This window comes from Roseiarcus fermentans, from assembly GCF_003315135.1.
GTDB lineage: Bacteria > Pseudomonadota > Alphaproteobacteria > Rhizobiales > Beijerinckiaceae > Roseiarcus > Roseiarcus fermentans.
In genome coordinates this window covers 206,683-222,280 of the sequence record NZ_QNRK01000005.1, presented here as the reverse complement: position 1 = coordinate 222,280, position 15,598 = coordinate 206,683, and the positions used below count along the sequence as shown (strand labels likewise).

Below are 15,598 nucleotides of genomic sequence, written 5' to 3'. Positions count from 1 at the left end.
AATCCAGAGGCCGTACACATGACCGCAAGTGGCCGTACGTCCATCCGCTTGAAATTGCCTCTTGCAAGTCGGGGGCCATCCACACATGACGGCGGAAGCGCCCCGCCCTCGGGAGACACGACCGTCACGCCTGCCGAGGCTGTCGCTTGCCCCCTTCCACCAGCCGTAATCGTCCCCGGCGATGCCGATGCGAAGCACGGCGAGGGGGCGCGAGCCGGGGTCGCGCCGTCGAAATAATGAGTCGTCGGACCGACACAGCGTTCGCTCCGTTGCACAGGACGCGGAGCCCGATTGCAAGATATGCGCTTGGCGCATATCAGGCGCCGGTCCCGACGCCTGCGGTCGCCACGAAATCGCCCGCTTTACCCATGATGTTTCGAGTGTCCCGAGAGTGTCGCAACAGACGCCTCGGTCCTGCTCAACAGAATGGCTCGTTCAAAGCTGATGATCGTGTAACGGAAACGTCTTCGGAGCCTGGCCCTCGAACCAGAATACGGAGACAGACCATGCGTTCCATTCAAGACCTCACGACGGCCCTGCGCCAGATCTTCAAATACCTGAGCGTTCCGAGCGATGACGAGCGGGCTGCGGCGTACCTTGAGCAGGCCGGAGACCTGATCGACCTCGAAATGCGGGTGCGGGAGATCGATCGCGGCCGGATGCGCGGCGCGTCCTGACGCGGTCGCGGGTTGGTCGCCGTTCATGCGCCCGGATTTCCCGTCTCTGAACGATGCGCGCGCGCTCGGCCGTCACCGGTCGGCCGCGCGCGTGTCCGTCTCTGTCGGCGCGGTCGCCGACCGCGCGCCGGCGTTTCGCCGGGCGCGGGAACAGGAGGCAATGCCCCTGCGGCGAGTCAAGGCCCTCGGGCGAACGGCGCCAGCAGGTCCGGCCGCCGCTCGCGCGTGATCCGCTCCGCCTCGGCCCGCCGCCACGCCGCGATCTTCGCATGGTCCCCGGACAGCAGCACGTCGGGGATCGAAAGCCCCTCCCACTCCCGCGGGCGGGTGTACTGCGGATATTCGAGCAAGCCTGATTCGAAACTCTCTTCCGCCCCCGACGCCTCCTTGCCCATCACGCCGGGGATCAGCCGCACGCAGGCGTCGAGGATCGCCAGCGCCGCGACCTCGCCCCCCGACAGCACGTAGTCGCCGATCGAAACCTCGATCAGTCCGCGGCCCGCGATCACCCGCTCGTCCACCCCCTCGAAGCGCGGGCACAGGATGACGAGGCCCGGCCCCGCCGCCCAGGCGCGGGCGAGTCCTTGCGAAAACGGTTTTCCGCGCGGGCTCATGATCAGGCGCGGGCGCGGATCGTCCGGCTGCGCCGCGGCGTCGAGGCTCGCGGCGAGCACGTCGGCGCGCATCACCATGCCCGGCCCGCCGCCCGCCGGCGTGTCGTCGACGGCGCGATGTTTTCCCAGGCCCTGCTCGCGGATATCGCGCGCCTCCAGCGCCCAGAGCCCGCGCGCCAGTCCGTCGCCGGCCAGCGACTGGCCGAGCGGCCCGGGGAACATCGACGGGAACAGGGTGAGCAGGGTGGCGCGGAACATGGGCCTGTCATAATCGGTCGCGCGAGGCGCACGCCAATGAAAACGCCGGACGGCGTGTCGCGCCGCCGCCCCGGCGGGGAACGGCCCTGCCGGCGACCGCGCCCATCCGCCTCGACACGCGCCCTCGACTCCCATACCTTAGGCGCCCATGAAACACGGTGAAGCGAGCCGCACGGCGCTCGGGGCGGCGGGACACCGGGCGGCGCATCAGGCGCTCGACGGCGGGATCGTGTTCGCCGATCCGCTCGCCCTGCGCATTCTCGGCCGGGACGCGGACGAGGAGATTGCGCGCGCCAAAGCGCGGCCGGAACGACGCGCCCTGCGCCTGTTCGTGGCCATGCGCAGCCGCTTCGCCGAGGATTCGGCGCGCCGCGCGATTCGAGCCGGCGTCCGGCAGGTCCTCGTCCTCGGCGCCGGACTGGACACGTTCGCCTACCGGGTCGAGCCGAGCGACGGCTTGCGGGTTTTCGAGCTCGATCATCCGGCGACCCAGCGCGACAAGCGCGCGCGCCTCGCCGCGGCCGGAATCGACGCGCCGGCGCATCTCGCATTCGTGGCGCATGATTTCGAGCACGGCGACATGACCGAGGCGCTCGTCGCCGGCGGGCTCGACCCCAGCCGCCGGACCTTTGTGCTGTGGCTCGGCGTAACCCCCTACCTGACCGAGGGCGCGATCGCCGCGACGCTTCGATCGCTGACGCAGCTCCCCGGCGGCGCGGAGGTGGTGTTCGACTACGCCAATCCGCCGGATGCGATCGAGGAGGCTGGAACGCGGGCTTTCCATGGCGAGCTGGCCGACCGCGTCGCCGCGCAGGGTGAGCCGTTCCGTTCGTTTCTCGACACCGCCGCCCTGCACGAGCGGGCGCGGGCGATGGGGTTTTCGGAGATCGAAGACCTGGACCGCGCCGCCCTGGTCGAGCGTTACCTGCCGGCGGTTCCGATCAAGCCGCGTTCGGGGCCGGGCGGTCACGTCGTCCGCATGGCGACGCCGTGACGGCGAGGCCGGGCCGCGCTTCCCCGCGACCGGCGACCCGACGGCCGACGGCTGGCGCGCTCAATGCGCCGTCAGAGGCTCGCCGCGCCGCTCCGGGCTGAAGCGGATCACGACGACGATGGCGACCGCGACGATCCCCGCCACCAGCGCCAGCGCATAGGCGTAGTCGCCGCCGTTGGCCTCGGCGATCCGCGCCTGGAACGGGCCGTTGTAGGAGGCGAGGAAGTTGCCGGCCTGATAGACGAAGGCCGGGATGGTGGCGCGCGCCGCGCCGGGAGCGAGCTCGTTGAGATGCGCGGGGATCACCCCCCAGGCGCCTTGCACCGCGATCTGCATGACGAAGGCGCCGGCGGCGAGCATCGCCGGCGTCGTCGAAAAGGCCCAGAACGGCAACGCCGGCAGGGCGAGCAGCGCCGCGATCGTGATCGCGTTCACCCGCCCGATCTTTTCCGAAAAGTAGCCGAAGCTCAGTCCGCCGGCGATGGCGCCGAGGTTGGCGACGATGGCGATGAAGCTCACCGTCGCCGGGTCGAAGTGGCGCTGCTTCTGGAGAAAGGTCGGATAGAGGTCCTGCGTGCCGTGGCTGAACAGGTTGAACGCCATCATCAGCACGACCATGTAGACCACGAGCTTGCCGTTTTGCCTGACCGTGGCCCAGAGCTTCGGCTTCGCGCGCGTTTGCGACGCTTCGAAGGCCGGCGACTCCGGCACGGCCGCGCGGATGAACAGCACGACGAAGGCCGGCAGGACGCTCAGCAGGAACATCGCCCGCCAGTCGAATGTGTAATCGCCGAACGTGCGGCCGTAGAGGAGGCCGTAGGCGACGGCCGCGAGCAGAAACCCGCTCGGATAGCCGCATTGCAGGACGCCCGACACCATGCCGCGCGTCTGCGGCGGGATCGACTCCATCGCGAGCGAGCTGCCGAGCCCCCATTCGCCGCCCATCGCCACGCCGAACAGCGCCCGCAGGACGAGGAAAACCGTCAGGTTGGGCGAGAAGGCCGCGGCGGCGCCGATGATCGAATAGCACAATATGTCCAGCATCAGCGCGGGCTTCCGGCCCCACCGGTCGCCGAGCCGGCCGAACAGGAAGGCGCCGATGAAGCGCATCGCCAGCGTCAGGAACAGCGCGTAGGCGACGGCCGACACCTCGACGCCGAACTCCTTGGCGATGTCCTTGATGACGAAGGTCAGCACGAAGAAGTCGAAGGCGTCGAGCGTCCAGCCGAGGTAGGCGGCGACGATCGTGCGGATCTGCGGTCCTGTCAGAGTCATGTGCGCCCTCCCTTCCCCGCGCCGCTTGCAGCCGCGCTCGTTCCGAGCGCGGCTGCAAGCGACGCCCCGACATCCGCCCCGGTCACGGACCTGCGGGGCCGCGGGAGCGCTTGTTTTTCCAGGCCGCCCGCGGAAACCGGACCCCGTCGATCGTCACACCTTAGCGCCTGGCGAACGCCCGCGCCAAGCCGTCGCGCGACAGCCGTCGCTCGACACGGGCGCGGCGGCGTTTTATGAGCCGGCGACGGGCGGTCGGCCCCCTTCTGGAGATTGAGCGCGCTTCGATGATCATCGCCATCGACGGCCCGGCGGCGTCGGGCAAGGGCACGATCGCCCGCCGCCTCGCCGCGCTCTACGGCCTGCCGCATCTCGACACGGGTCTCTTGTACCGCGCGACGGCGGCGGCGCTGATCGGCGCGGACCGCGACCTTTACGACGAATCAGCGGCGGTCGCGGCGGCGCGGGGCCTCGGCCTCACCGATTTCGACGAGGTCGTGCTGCGCAGCCGCGAGATGGGCGAAGCGGCCTCGATCGTCGCGGCGATGCCGGGCGTGCGCCACGCCCTGCTCGAGGCTCAGCGCGCCTTCGCGGCGCGGCCCGGCGGCGCGGTGCTCGACGGCCGCGACATCGGCACCGTGGTTTGCCCGCGCGCCGACGTCAAAATCTTCGTCACCGCGAGCGCCGCGGCGCGCGCGCAGCGCAGGGCGCTGGAACTGGCGCAGCGCGGCGAGCGGGCCGATTACGCCGCGATCCTCGCCGACATCCAGAAGCGCGACGCCCGCGATTCGGAGCGGACCGCCGCGCCGTTGCGGCCGGCGGAGGACGCCGTGCGGCTCGACACGACGCCGCTCGGCGTCGAAGCCGCGGTCGCCGAGGCGGCGCGGATCGTCGAATCGGCGCGGGTCAGGGCGTAGCGCGACCGGCGATCCCATGGGATAGGGACGCCCCGGGGCTCGCGTGGCGCGGTCGTTGCCAGCCGAACCTCCGGCTCGCAGAGCCCGGGGGGAAGCATTCCGCGCCGCAGGACTTGAGCCGCGGCGCGGATGCCTTCGGTCTCCCGCGCTCTTCGATCCGGCGGTTGCTCCGCGCAATGACAGGGCCGGCGGCGAACAGGCTTCTCGCGGGCGGGCGCGGGCGGGCCGGGTCGCCCGCCCCGTCAGGCGGCGGCCTCCTGGACCCTGCGCATGTGCGTCGCCTTCAGGCGCGCGATCGCGTTTTCGATCTCTTCGCGCTGCCGCTCGAGGTGGCCGATCTGATTGGCGATCTGCTGCGGCTGCAAGCGCTGCTCGAAATCGGGCGTGTCGGTCGCGCCCCTGCCGCCGCCGATCAGGTCGCCGATCTCGGCGAGCGTGAAACCGAGTTTCTTGCCACGCAGGATCATCTCCACCCGGGTCCGGTCGGCCGGGCGATAGAAACGCGCGTTGCCTTCGCGACGCGGCGCGATCAGCCCGCGGTCCTCGTAGAAACGCAGCGTGCGCAGGCTGACGCCGTAGGCCCTGGACATCTGGCTGATGGTCATTTCGTCCTGTTCCGCGGCGGGCTTGACGGGCGGCTTCCTTTCCGTCGCGCGCGCCAGGGCGATCGGGGAATGACCGAGGGACGACAAACGGCTCATGACTCTGTCCTTTCGTCGGCGCCGCTGCGTTCGCGCCTTCCGCATGCCGCGCAAGGTCGCGACACGACTCCACATTACGCAGCTGCGCGAGAATTGCAACTCCTAGTTGCGTCACGCAACCGCCGTCGCCGCCGCCGCGGTGCGCCGCCGCGGCGTCAGACCGGGGCGCTTAACCGTTTCTTCACCCTAACAAACGAAGGATTGACTCCGGAGACGTCGCGCTCGGCGCGGACTCGTTTAAGAACGCCTGCGGCGGTCGAGGGCATGAGCAGAAGCACGGCGTGGGATATCGCAAGCGTCAGCCCCGGCGCGCGAAGTCTTGCCGAACGGGCGGCGAGTCGGGCCGGCGTGTCGATCGAACAATGGCTCGATCAGGCGATCGTCGTCCACGCCGCGGACCCGGACGCGCCGCCGGCGCGCGTCGGCCCCGCCATGGCCGAGCGGCCCGTCGCGACCGACGAGACCCCTGCTCGAGCCGTTCAGCCGCCGTCTTACGGCGCAGAGTCGGCGCGCGACCTCCAGGAACGACTGCGGGCGACGGCGGGCCCGCTCACGCGGCGCGCGCCGAGCCCCGAACAGGGCGTGAGCGAGGTCGCAGCCGGCGTGGCGACAGCCCCCGGTCCGGCGCAGGCCGATCGGCCGCTCCCGCCGCCTCTGCGCGTGACCCCGACCCTCGCCCCGACCGCAGCGGCGAGCCCACCCGATCCGGCGCGGGACGGTCGCAAGCCCCCGGCCTTCGACCTTCAGTCGGCCCTCTCCGAGATCGCCTCGCGGCGGCGGGCGCTCGACGCCCATCTCGCGCACGATGGCCTCGGGCAGCGCCCGCCCGCGGGCGCCGGGCCGGCGGGCGACGACGGCCCGACGGGCGCGGCCGCATCCGCCTCCTCCGGCGACCTGCGCCTCGGGCTTCGCGACCTCTCGGGAAAGCTGGACGCGCTGCGGCGCGAATGGCGCGGGGCGCGGGCGCGCGACCACGACGTCGCGGCGCTCGAGGAGGAACTGGCCGCGGTTCGGCGGAGCCTCGCCGGCCTTGCGCCGGCGGCGCCCGGCCACGGGCTCGCGCAATCGCCGGGCTGGCCCACGCGCGCCGGCGCGCCCCCGCGTCGCGACGATCGCGACGAGTGGCTGCTCGCGGCGGTGAACAGAATCGCCCTCGAATTGCGGGACGCCCTCGACAGCCGCCGGCCGGAGGCCGCGGCCGATCTCGATCGGCGGATCGAATCGCTCGGCGCCAGAATCGACGCCCTCGCCGGCGCGGTCCCGAGCGGGGAGGTCGTCGAGGCGATCCGGCGCCAGATGGAAGAGGTGCACGACCTCCTCATCGCCGCCGCGCGGCGCAGCCTTCCGCTGGACCGTCTCGACGACCAGATTTCGCGACTCGTCGATCAGGTGGAACGTCTGGCGGCGAAGCCTCCCGCCTTCGACCCCGCGCAGACGGAGGAGCTGCTCGCGCTCATGCGCCGCCCGGCCGCGACCGCGGAGGTCGAGCCGGCGCTGGCCTCGATCGACGCGCGGCTCGAAGCCATCGCGGGCAGCCTCCCCGAGGATCGCTTCGCCGGCTTGCAGGCGTCGCTGACGGCGATCGAGGCGAGTCTGGCGGCGGCTGAGCGGGAATCCGTACCGGCGCTCGTCCGCGACCTCGCAGCCCGGGCGGACGCGGCGGAAAGCCGGGAGCGGGAGCGCCCGGACATCGCTCCGCTGCTGTCGCAGGTGATCGAAAGACTCGACCGAATCCCGGCGGCTTCGCTTGCCGCGATCGAACAGGAGTTGAGGGCGATTCAGGCGGGTGTCGACCGCCTCGGCGCGACCGCGCCGATCGCCGATGAAACCGCCGACCAACTGGCCGAGGCCATCGCCCGGCGACTCGAAGGCCTATTCGCCGGCGCCGCCGGCGGCGGCGGCCGCCTCGCCGAGATCGACGGCCGGCTCGACCTCGTGTCCGTTCGTCTCGACGAAGTCGACGCGCTCGAACGCGCCGCGAGGGACGTGCTCGACAAACTCCGCCGCGGCGACGAGCCGCCGGCGTCGGACCTCGCCGACCAGATCGCGGCCTTGCGGCGCGAACGGGCGGCCGCCGACCAGCGCGCCGAGACGCTGCTCCAAGGCGTGCAGGAGGTCATCGACCGCCTCGTCGACCGCCTTTCCGGCGCCGCCGCCGATCGGCCGCCGATCGCCCGGGACCGCCCCCGGGAGCCGGCGCGAACCCCGACCATTCGCATCGTCGATCCGTCGGCGCTCGACGCGCTCGACCTGTTCGATCCGCCGCGGCCGCCGGTCCGGCGCGACCTCGCCTCGGATCGGGTCGCGAACGCCGCCTCCGCCCGTCTCGACGGGGATCGCCTGCTCGAGCCGGGCGCGGCGCCCGAGCGCGCGAGCGCCGCCGGAGACGGAGTGCAGGGGCAAGCCTCGGGCGGGCGCGCCAACGCCGCCATTTCGGCGCATATCGCCGCGGCGCGCCGCGCGGCGCAATCGGCCGTCGCCCATCCCGACGCCAAGTCCGCCGCGTCCTGGCCGAACGTCGAACGGAACGTGCGCCACGCCGGGCGTTTCTGCGCCGAACACAAGCGGTCGCTGCTGCTGGCCGCGGCGCTGGCGATGGCGATCGCCGCGGCCGCGCGGATGATGAGCGGCCACCCGTTACTCCCGCAATGGTACGGCAAGGACGCGCCGCCAGCGCCGGCGGCCGACGCGCTCTCGCGGCCCACTCCACCGGCCGCGCCAGGGCCGCGGACGCCGCCTGCCGCCATCGACACGGCGCCGACCGGCTCGATCGGTCGCGACCGCCCGAGCCTCGAGAGCAGACGCGACAGCGGCCCGCCGATCCCGGACCTGTCCGCGGCGCTTCCCGCCGGCGTCACGCCGCCGTTGCGCGACGCGGTCCTCGCCGGCTCCCCCGCCGCCGAGTACGATCTCGCCCAGCGCCTGTTCGACGGCCGCGGCCTTGGCCAGGACCAGGCCGCCGCCGCCTCATGGTTCGAGCGGGCGGCGTCGGCGGGCTTCGCCCCCGCCGCGTTCAGGCTCGGCGCGTTGTACCAGAAGGGCGTGGGGGTCCAGCGCGACCCGGCCGCCGCCAAGCGCTGGTACACCGCCGCCGCGCGCGCCGGCAACGCCCGGGCGGCCCACAATCTCGGCGTGATGGAGGCGGAGCCGGCGGACGAAAAGGCCGACTACGCCGAGGCCGCCCAGTGGTTCCGCAAGGCCGGGCAGATGGGCGTGCGCGACAGCCAGTACAATCTCGCGGTGCTCTACGCCCGCGGCCTCGGCGTCGAGCGCGATCTGGGTCAGGCGTGGGTGTGGTTCTCGCTCGCGGCGTCCCAGGGCGACGCGGAAGCGGCGCGCAAGCGCGACGAGGTGGCGGCGAAAATGGATCCGGCCGGGCGCGCCGCGGCGGCCGACGCCCTGTCGCGGTTCAAGGTCGCCGCGCCCGATCCGGCGGCGAACGACGTCGCCCCGATCTCCGGCTCCGGCGGCGACCCGGCGCCGGCGCAGGCCTCGGGCGCGGCGCCGGCCGCCCCGTAGCGCAGAGCGGGGCGGTCACTCCGCCGCGGTGACGATCACTGCAATGTCGGGAGCCGTCACGCCGCTGAGCTGCAGGTCGAGCGCGCGGCCGGGCAGGTCGAACTTCACGCTCTTGCGCGCGCCCTCGCAGTCCAGCACGCCGGAAAAGGCCTTCGGATGCAGGAACGCGCCGTTGTCGACGACGTCGATCCAGCCGTTGGCGGCGATGGTCACCTTGTACAGGCCGGGCTTCGCCGGGGCGGCGAGGGTGAAGTGGCCAGCGTACGACCCCGGCGCCTTCGGCGCGCGCTCGGGCGGGTGAGGCAGCGCCGCGTCCGCGAACGGCGCGAGCTTCAGCGTCGACGCCGCCTCGTAGCGGAGGGCGCCGCCATTGGCGACCACGGGTTTCTCGGCGGCGCCGAGCGCCGCCCGCTCCCGGTCGAGCGGCCAGCGGAACGCGGCGCAGCCGTGCGGCTCGTCCGCCCCGGCGACGCCCGGCGCCGCCAGGGCCAGCGCCGCGGCCAGAACGAGACGCCCGAGCTTCATTGCGAGGTGACCGTGGCCGGCGCCGTCTTCAGCGCCTCGGGCTTCGCCCCGTGCAGAAGGTTGATCGCCGCCTGCAGCTGCGTGTCCTTGGTCTTGTCCGGCGGCACGTAAGCGTCCGATCCCTTGGCTTCTTCCGTGCCGTTCTTCAGATGGCCGACCAGCGAGGCTTCGCCGAGGCTCGACACCTTGCCCTTGAGATCGTCCGGGATGTTCTCGGCCACCGGAATGTCCGGCTCGATGCCCTTGGCCTGAATGGAACGGCCCGACGGCGTAAAATAGCGGGCGGTGGTCAGCTTCAGCGCGCCCTCTTCGCCCAGCGGGAGGATGGTCTGCACCGATCCCTTGCCGAACGAGCGCGAGCCGATCAGCGTCGCGCGCTTGAGATCCTGAAGCGCGCCCGACACGATTTCCGAGGCCGACGCCGATCCCCCGTTGATCAGCACCACGACCGGCTTGCCCTGCGACAGGTTCACGCCCGAGCGGGCGCTGTAGGTCTGCCGGTTGTCGGCGTCGCGGCCGCGGGTGGAGACGATCTCGCCGCCGTCGACGAAGGCGTTGGTGATTTCCACCGCTTGGTTGAGGAGCCCGCCGGGGTTGTTGCGCAGATCGAGGATGTAGCCCTTCAGCTTCGCCTCGCCCGGATCGCTGCGGAAGTGGTCGAAGGCCTTGCGCACGCCGTCGTAGGCCTCCTGGTTGAACTGGGTGATGCGGATATAGCCGATGTCGCCGCCCTCGAGATGCGAGCGCACCGACTGCACGTGAATGATCTCGCGGACGATCGTGAATTCCCTGGCGTCCTTGCCGGAGCCGCGCTGGACGAGAAGCCGGACGCTCGATTTCGCCGGGCCGCGCATCCTGTCGACGGCCTCCTTCAACGTCAGCCCCTTGACCGGCGTATCGTCGATCCGGGTGATCATGTCGCCGGTGAGCAGGCCGGCGCGGGCGGCCGGCGTGTCGTCGATCGGGCTGACCACCTTGACGAGGCCGTCGTCCATCATGACCTCGAGCCCGAGGCCGCCGAACTCCTCCCCCTTCATGCTGGTCTGGAAGTCCTGCAGCGCCTTGGGGTCGAAATACGTCGAATGCGGGTCGAGCGAGGCGAGCATCCCGTCGATGGCGCCCCGCACCAGTTTGTCGTCGTCCGGCTTTTCCGCGTAATTGGTGCGGACCTTGTTGAACACCTCGGTGAACAGCGGCACGCCGCTGGCGCCGTTCGCCGTCGCCACCTGGACGACGCCGTGCGAGATTCCCGTCAGCGCAGCGCCGGCGAGGATCCCCACGACCAGATACGAGATCCCTCGCGCCATGTGCTCACTCTCTCCCTGTCCGCAACGGGCGGCGTCAGTTGGGCTTGGACGAGTCGGCGGGCGCGGGCGCCTGCGAACCGTCGGCCTTGCCGGTCTGGACGGCGGGCTTCGCCGCGCCGGTGTCGGCCGCCGCGGCCTGGGCCGGCTTCTCGCCGTGCAGCAGGCCGATGGCCGCCTTCAACTGCTTGTCGTCCTTTTCCTCCGGCGGAACGTACGCCTGCGACGCCGACGTGTCCTCCTCGCCGTTGGCCAGGTGGCCCTTGAGGGACGCCTCGCCCTTCATGTCGTCCTTGCCCTTGAGGTCGGCGGGAACGTCTTCGAGCACCTTGTAGTCCGGCTCGATGCCCTTGGCCTGGATCGAGCGGCCCGACGGCGTGTAGTAGCGCGCCGTCGTCAGCCGCAGCGCGCCGTCCTGCCCGAGCGGCATGATGGTCTGCACCGAACCCTTGCCGAACGAGCGCGTGCCGATCAGCGTCGCGCGCTTGTGGTCCTGCAGCGCGCCCGACACGATCTCGGACGCCGACGCCGATCCGCCGTTGATCAGCACCACCAGCGGCTTGCCGCCGCTGAGGTCGCCGCCCGGGCGGGCGTCGAACCTCTGCGTCTCGTCGGGCGTCCTGCCGCGGGTCGAGACGATCTCGCCCCGGTCGATGAAGGAATTGACGACCGCGATCGACTGGTCGAGCAGCCCGCCGGGATTGTTGCGCAGATCGAGGACGTAGCCCTTGAACTTGTCGGCCGGGATCTCGGTCTTGAGCTTGTCCATCGCCTCCTTCAGGCCGTCGCCGGTCTGTTCGGTGAACTGGGTGATGCGGATGTAGCCGACGTCGCCGCCCTCGACGTGCGAGCGGACGGACTGCACCCGGATCAGGTCGCGAACGACGGTGACGTCCTTGACGTCCTTCTTCGGTCCGCGGACGATCTTGAGCTTGACGGGCGAGTTGATCGCGCCGCGCATCTTCTCGACCGCCTGGTCGAGGGTCATTCCCTGGGTCGGCGTGTCGTCGATCGCGGTGATGATGTCGCCGGACAGGATCCCGGCCTTGGCCGCGGGCGTGTCGTCGATCGGGGTGACGACCTTGATCAGGCCGTCCTCCTGGGTCACCTCGATGCCGAGGCCGCCGAACTCGCCCTTCGTCTGGACCTGCATGTCCTTGTAGGACTTGGCGTCCATATAGCTCGAGTGCGGATCGAGGGATGAGAGCATGCCGTTGATCGCGGCCTCGATCAGCTTCGACTCGTCGGGCTTCTCGACATAATCGTTGCGGATCTTGTCGAACACGTCGCCGAACAGATTCAACTGGCGGTAGGTGTCGGAGGCCGCCGCCTGAGCGGCGGGGCTGAGATAGGCGAGCGTCTGCGGCGCGGCCAGCGTCACAGCGGCGCCGAGCACGACGCCGAAACTCAAGAAACCAGCATTTCGATTCATCCGCGCGCCTTTTCGATGTCTGTCTTCGCCCACCACGGCCCCGGATCGATCGCCGTTCCGTCTTTTCGCAGCTCTATATAGAGGACGGGCTTGACCGCGCCGACTGCAGCGGCGGCCGCCATCTTCGACGACCCGTCGCCGACCACGCCGACAGGCTCGCCCGAGAGAACGGCTTCCCCACGCGACACGTAGGTGCGCTCCATCCCCGCCAATAGAACATAATATCCTTCGCCGGCGTCGATTATCAAGAGTCGGCCATAGTTCCTGTAGGGTCCCGAATAGAGAACCGAGCCGTCCGCCGGCGCCGAGACCACCGCTCCGGCCAGCGTCGACACCAGAACGCCGTGTTCCGTGCCGCCGAGTCCGTCGGACGCGCCGAAGTCCTTGAGAATGGTTCCGGCCACCGGCATCGGCAGGCGGCCCTTGACGCCGGAGAAGGCGACCTCGGGACGCAGCCGGACCGGCTGGATGTCGCGCGCCTTTTCCGCCCGCGCCTCGATGTCCTGCGCCGCATGCTGTTCGGCGTCGAGCGCCGCCCGCTCCCGGCTCTTGCGCTGAGTCTCCTCGGCGTCGATCCGCGCAATCAGGTCCTTGAGGGTGGCTGCCTGGTTGGCGAGGTCCTGAGCGCGTTTCTGCTGCGAGCCGAGGGCCGCTTCCGCCGAGGACATGGACTCCTTGCGCGCCGCGACCAGCGCCGCGAGCCGGGTCTTTTCGGTCGTCAGCGAGGCGACCGCCTGCGCGTGGGCGTCGCGCTCCCCGGCGATCGCGGCGCGGGTCGAGGCGAGTTCGTCGATGTCGCGGGCGAGCCGCTCCGTCTCGGCCTTCAGATCGACCGTCATGGCGCTGAGGAGGGTCGCGGCGCGCACCGCCTCCGCCATGTCGCCCGATCGCACCAGGATCGCCGGCGGCGGGTTCGCGCCCATGCGCTGGACGGCGGCCAGGATTTCCACGATCGCGCCGCGCCGGGATTGCAGCGAGCGGACAAGCGCGGCGGCGCGGCCGTTGAGCGCGGACAGGCGCTGGTCGGCCGAGGCGACCCCGCGTTCGGCGTCCTGCACGCGCGCGGTGGTCGCGATCAGCGCCTCCATCAGGCGCGCCTGATCGGTCCGTATCGAATCGATTTCAGACTGGATGCCGCGCCGCTGCTCCTCGGACGCCCGGATGGTGTCCTCGACTCCGCGAAGCTCCGTCTCCTTGTCCGTTCGCTGCCGCTCCGCGGCCGCGGGGTCGGCCGAATCGGCGAGCGCGGGCGCGGCGAACGCGACCGCCGCCCCGAACGCCGCGGCGCGCAGCGCGTATCGCGACGCTCTCGTTCCCATCACCCGCATGGCGCGTCCACAATCATCAAATCTGGCCGGAATCGCGGCGATCATGCGCGATGATAGGGATGGCCGGCGAGAATCGACAGCGCCCGGTAGAGCTGCTCGCCCGCCATCACCCGCACGAGCTGGTGCGGCCAGGTCATCGCCCCGAAACTCACGACCTTGTGAGCCCGCGCCCGTAAGCCGGGCGACAGACCGTCCGGACCGCCGACGACCACGACATAGGCGCTCCGGGCGGCGTCGCGCTCGCGCGCGATGTCGGCGGCCCAGTCCGGGCTCGTCGGCGACGCCCCGCGCTCGTCAAGGAGAACCAGCGCGTCGCGCGGCCCTACGGCCGCCGCGATGGCCGCGGCTTCCTCCTCGCGCCGGTCCTCGGGCCGGCGGGCGCGTGATTCGTCGATCTCCCGCAGATCGACGTCGGTCACGCCGACCGACCTGGCCATGCCCTTGAGCCGGGTGAAATAGCGATCGAACAGCTCGCGTTCCGGGCCGGCCTTCAGCCGCCCGACGCAAAGGAGCGTGATTCGCATGGGACCGCCAGTCCCCGCCTCAACCCTTCGCCTCGCCGGGCCGGTCGGCGCTCCAGATCTTTTCCAGATTGTAGAACTGGCGGACGTCGGGGCGGAAAATGTGGACGATCGCGTCGCGCGCGTCCAGCAGCACCCAGTCGCACAGCGGCATACCCTCGACCTTCGGCGTCGGGAAGCCGGCGTCGCGACAGGCCCTGAGCACCCGGTCGGCGATCGCGCCGACATGCGTGCTCGACCGGCCGGACGCAATGAACATGCGGTCGGCGATCGTCGTCTTGCCGATCAGGTCGATCGAGACGACGTTGTCCGCCTTGGCGTCGTCGAGACAGGCGAGGATGAGCTGAGAAAGCGGATCCGGCTCCACGGGCGTGTGCGCCCGGCGCGTCGCGTTCGAATGGGGCGCACGTGTCGATTGAGGCGTCAGTGTCAGCGTCGCGTTCCTCTCGGGCCGGGTGGCGCCGGACCTTCGCCAAGCCCCAGATTTAAGCGAAAGCGAGCGGCTTTCAAGCCTCGACCGGGCTCACGGCGTCAAAACGATCTTGCCGACATGCGCGCCGCCGTCCATCCGGGCGTGCGCCAGGCCCGCGTCGGCGAGCGAAAACACCGAATCGATCACCGGCTTGCAGCGGCCGGCCTCGATCAGCGGCCAGACTTTCGTCAGCAGGGCCTCGGCGATCGTCGCCTTCTCCGACGGCGGCCGCGGGCGCAGCGTCGAGCCGGTGTGGACGAGGCGCTTCATCATGAGCGGCATGAGGTCGATCTGGGCCTTGGGCCCGCGCAGGAAGGCGATCTGGACGATGCGGCCGTCGACCGCCGCGGCGGCGTAGTTGCGCGCCACGTAATCGCCGCCGACCATGTCGAGAATGACGTTCGCGCCCTTGCCTCCGGTCGCGGCGAGCGTGCGCGCGACAAAATCCTCGCTGCGGTAGTTGATCCCGACGTCGGCGCCGAGGCGCAGGCATTCGCCGACTTTTTCGGCCGAGCCCGCGGTCGCGATCACGGTCGCGCCAAACGCCTTGGCGAGCTGGATCGCCGTGGTGCCGATGCCCGAGGTTCCGCCGTGGACGAGGAAGGTTTCTCCCGCCTTCAGCGCGCCGCGATCAAAGACGTTGGTCCAGACGGTGAAGAAGGTTTCCGGAATGGCGCCCGCCTCGACCGTTCCGAGCCCGGCGGGGATGGGCAGCGCGTTCGATTCGTGGACGACGCAATAGTCGGCGTAGCCGCCGCCGGGCACGAGCGCCGTCACCTGCGCGCCGATGTCCCAGCGCGACGCGCCGTCGCCGCGCGCCACGACAACGCCCGCCGCCTCGAGGCCGAGCACGTCGCTCGCGCCCGGCGGCGGCGCGTACATGCCCATGCGTTGCAGGACGTCGGGGCGGTTGACGCCGGCCGCCTCGACCCGGATCAGGATTTCGCCGGCCTTGGGCGAAGGGAGCGGCCGGGTCTCGATCGCCAGCACCTCGGGGCCGCCGGGACGGACCGCGACGACGGCGCGCATCGTTTCGGGCAGGGTTGTCATGGCGCGGGTCTCCG

At 71.1% G+C, this 15,598-nt stretch carries 14 protein-coding genes; 4 read left to right on the top strand and 10 right to left on the bottom strand.

Annotated features, from left to right (window positions below; all coding sequences use genetic code 11):
- Positions 1–506: 506 nt before the first annotated feature.
- The gene (locus DFR50_RS06395) at positions 507–677 is read left to right on the top strand and encodes a DUF3563 family protein (protein ID WP_113888351.1); all 171 of its coding nucleotides are present in this window, start codon (positions 507–509) and stop codon (positions 675–677) included.
- A 176-nt stretch (positions 678–853) separates the two neighbouring features.
- Here DFR50_RS06395 and trmD read toward each other — a convergent pair whose 3' ends face one another.
- The gene (gene trmD / locus DFR50_RS06390; protein WP_113888350.1) at positions 854–1,549 is read right to left on the bottom strand and encodes a tRNA (guanosine(37)-N1)-methyltransferase TrmD; all 696 of its coding nucleotides are present in this window, start codon (positions 1,547–1,549) and stop codon (positions 854–856) included.
- Between the two features lie 148 nt (positions 1,550–1,697).
- Here trmD and DFR50_RS06385 point away from each other — a divergent pair, with 148 nt between their 5' ends.
- Positions 1,698–2,543, top strand: coding sequence for a class I SAM-dependent methyltransferase (locus tag DFR50_RS06385; protein WP_113888349.1), 846 nt, complete (start codon positions 1,698–1,700; stop codon positions 2,541–2,543).
- Positions 2,544–2,603: 60 nt separating this feature from the next.
- Here the strand turns inward: DFR50_RS06385 and DFR50_RS06380 are convergent, their stop codons facing one another.
- A complete protein-coding gene (locus DFR50_RS06380) occupies positions 2,604–3,818 on the bottom strand; it encodes an MFS transporter (RefSeq protein ID WP_113888348.1) in 1,215 nt (404 codons plus the stop codon).
- A 284-nt stretch (positions 3,819–4,102) separates the two neighbouring features.
- On the opposite strand from DFR50_RS06380, the gene cmk reads away from it, so the two are divergent.
- Complete coding sequence (gene cmk, locus DFR50_RS06375; RefSeq protein WP_113888380.1) at positions 4,103–4,732, top strand: (d)CMP kinase; 630 nt, start codon at positions 4,103–4,105, stop codon at positions 4,730–4,732.
- A gap of 242 nt (positions 4,733–4,974) precedes the next feature.
- Here cmk and DFR50_RS06370 read toward each other — a convergent pair whose 3' ends face one another.
- On the bottom strand, positions 4,975–5,433 hold the full coding sequence (locus DFR50_RS06370; protein ID WP_245427375.1) for a MerR family transcriptional regulator: 459 nt from the start codon (positions 5,431–5,433) through the stop codon (positions 4,975–4,977).
- Between the two features lie 264 nt (positions 5,434–5,697).
- On the opposite strand from DFR50_RS06370, the gene DFR50_RS06365 reads away from it, so the two are divergent.
- On the top strand, positions 5,698–8,952 hold the full coding sequence (locus tag DFR50_RS06365) for an SEL1-like repeat protein (RefSeq protein ID WP_147262667.1): 3,255 nt from the start codon (positions 5,698–5,700) through the stop codon (positions 8,950–8,952).
- A 15-nt stretch (positions 8,953–8,967) separates the two neighbouring features.
- Here DFR50_RS06365 and DFR50_RS06360 read toward each other — a convergent pair whose 3' ends face one another.
- The 7 genes from DFR50_RS06360 to DFR50_RS06330 form a co-directional block, all read right to left on the bottom strand.
- Positions 8,968–9,477, bottom strand: coding sequence for a hypothetical protein (locus DFR50_RS06360; protein ID WP_113888346.1), 510 nt, complete (start codon positions 9,475–9,477; stop codon positions 8,968–8,970).
- Positions 9,474–10,784 (bottom strand): S41 family peptidase, encoded by a 1,311-nt coding sequence (locus DFR50_RS06355; protein WP_113888345.1) that lies wholly within the window; start codon positions 10,782–10,784, stop codon positions 9,474–9,476. Before DFR50_RS06355 ends, DFR50_RS06360 begins: the two co-directional genes overlap by 4 nt.
- Before the next feature lie 34 nt (positions 10,785–10,818).
- Entirely contained in the window at positions 10,819–12,213 is a 1,395-nt protein-coding gene (locus DFR50_RS06350) for a S41 family peptidase (protein ID WP_113888344.1), read from the bottom strand.
- Complete coding sequence (locus tag DFR50_RS06345; RefSeq protein ID WP_170153075.1) at positions 12,210–13,541, bottom strand: murein hydrolase activator EnvC family protein; 1,332 nt, start codon at positions 13,539–13,541, stop codon at positions 12,210–12,212. Before DFR50_RS06345 ends, DFR50_RS06350 begins: the two co-directional genes overlap by 4 nt.
- A 41-nt stretch (positions 13,542–13,582) precedes the next feature.
- Complete coding sequence (gene rlmH, locus DFR50_RS06340; protein WP_113888342.1) at positions 13,583–14,065, bottom strand: 23S rRNA (pseudouridine(1915)-N(3))-methyltransferase RlmH; 483 nt, start codon at positions 14,063–14,065, stop codon at positions 13,583–13,585.
- 19 nt (positions 14,066–14,084) lie between these two features.
- Entirely contained in the window at positions 14,085–14,429 is a 345-nt protein-coding gene (gene rsfS / locus DFR50_RS06335) for a ribosome silencing factor (RefSeq protein ID WP_245427373.1), read from the bottom strand.
- 156 nt (positions 14,430–14,585) lie between these two features.
- On the bottom strand, positions 14,586–15,584 hold the full coding sequence (locus tag DFR50_RS06330) for an NAD(P)H-quinone oxidoreductase (protein ID WP_113888340.1): 999 nt from the start codon (positions 15,582–15,584) through the stop codon (positions 14,586–14,588).
- Positions 15,585–15,598 lie beyond the last annotated feature (14 nt).

What these genes read in the sequence shown, in the direction of transcription:
- DFR50_RS06395 (WP_113888351.1), top strand. Translation starts at nt 507, where the DNA reads ATGCGTTCCATTCAAGACCTCACGACGGCCCTGCGCCAGATCTTCAAA.
- trmD (WP_113888350.1), bottom strand. Translation starts at nt 1,549, where the DNA reads ATGTTCCGCGCCACCCTGCTCACCCTGTTCCCGTCGATGTTCCCCGGG.
- DFR50_RS06385 (WP_113888349.1), top strand. Translation starts at nt 1,698, where the DNA reads ATGAAACACGGTGAAGCGAGCCGCACGGCGCTCGGGGCGGCGGGACAC.
- DFR50_RS06380 (WP_113888348.1), bottom strand. Translation starts at nt 3,818, where the DNA reads ATGACTCTGACAGGACCGCAGATCCGCACGATCGTCGCCGCCTACCTC.
- cmk (WP_113888380.1), top strand. Translation starts at nt 4,103, where the DNA reads ATGATCATCGCCATCGACGGCCCGGCGGCGTCGGGCAAGGGCACGATC.
- DFR50_RS06370 (WP_245427375.1), bottom strand. Translation starts at nt 5,433, where the DNA reads ATGAGCCGTTTGTCGTCCCTCGGTCATTCCCCGATCGCCCTGGCGCGC.
- DFR50_RS06365 (WP_147262667.1), top strand. Translation starts at nt 5,698, where the DNA reads ATGAGCAGAAGCACGGCGTGGGATATCGCAAGCGTCAGCCCCGGCGCG.
- DFR50_RS06360 (WP_113888346.1), bottom strand. Translation starts at nt 9,477, where the DNA reads ATGAAGCTCGGGCGTCTCGTTCTGGCCGCGGCGCTGGCCCTGGCGGCG.
- DFR50_RS06355 (WP_113888345.1), bottom strand. Translation starts at nt 10,784, where the DNA reads ATGGCGCGAGGGATCTCGTATCTGGTCGTGGGGATCCTCGCCGGCGCT.
- DFR50_RS06350 (WP_113888344.1), bottom strand. Translation starts at nt 12,213, where the DNA reads ATGAATCGAAATGCTGGTTTCTTGAGTTTCGGCGTCGTGCTCGGCGCC.
- DFR50_RS06345 (WP_170153075.1), bottom strand. Translation starts at nt 13,541, where the DNA reads ATGCGGGTGATGGGAACGAGAGCGTCGCGATACGCGCTGCGCGCCGCG.
- rlmH (WP_113888342.1), bottom strand. Translation starts at nt 14,065, where the DNA reads ATGCGAATCACGCTCCTTTGCGTCGGGCGGCTGAAGGCCGGCCCGGAA.
- DFR50_RS06330 (WP_113888340.1), bottom strand. Translation starts at nt 15,584, where the DNA reads ATGACAACCCTGCCCGAAACGATGCGCGCCGTCGTCGCGGTCCGTCCC.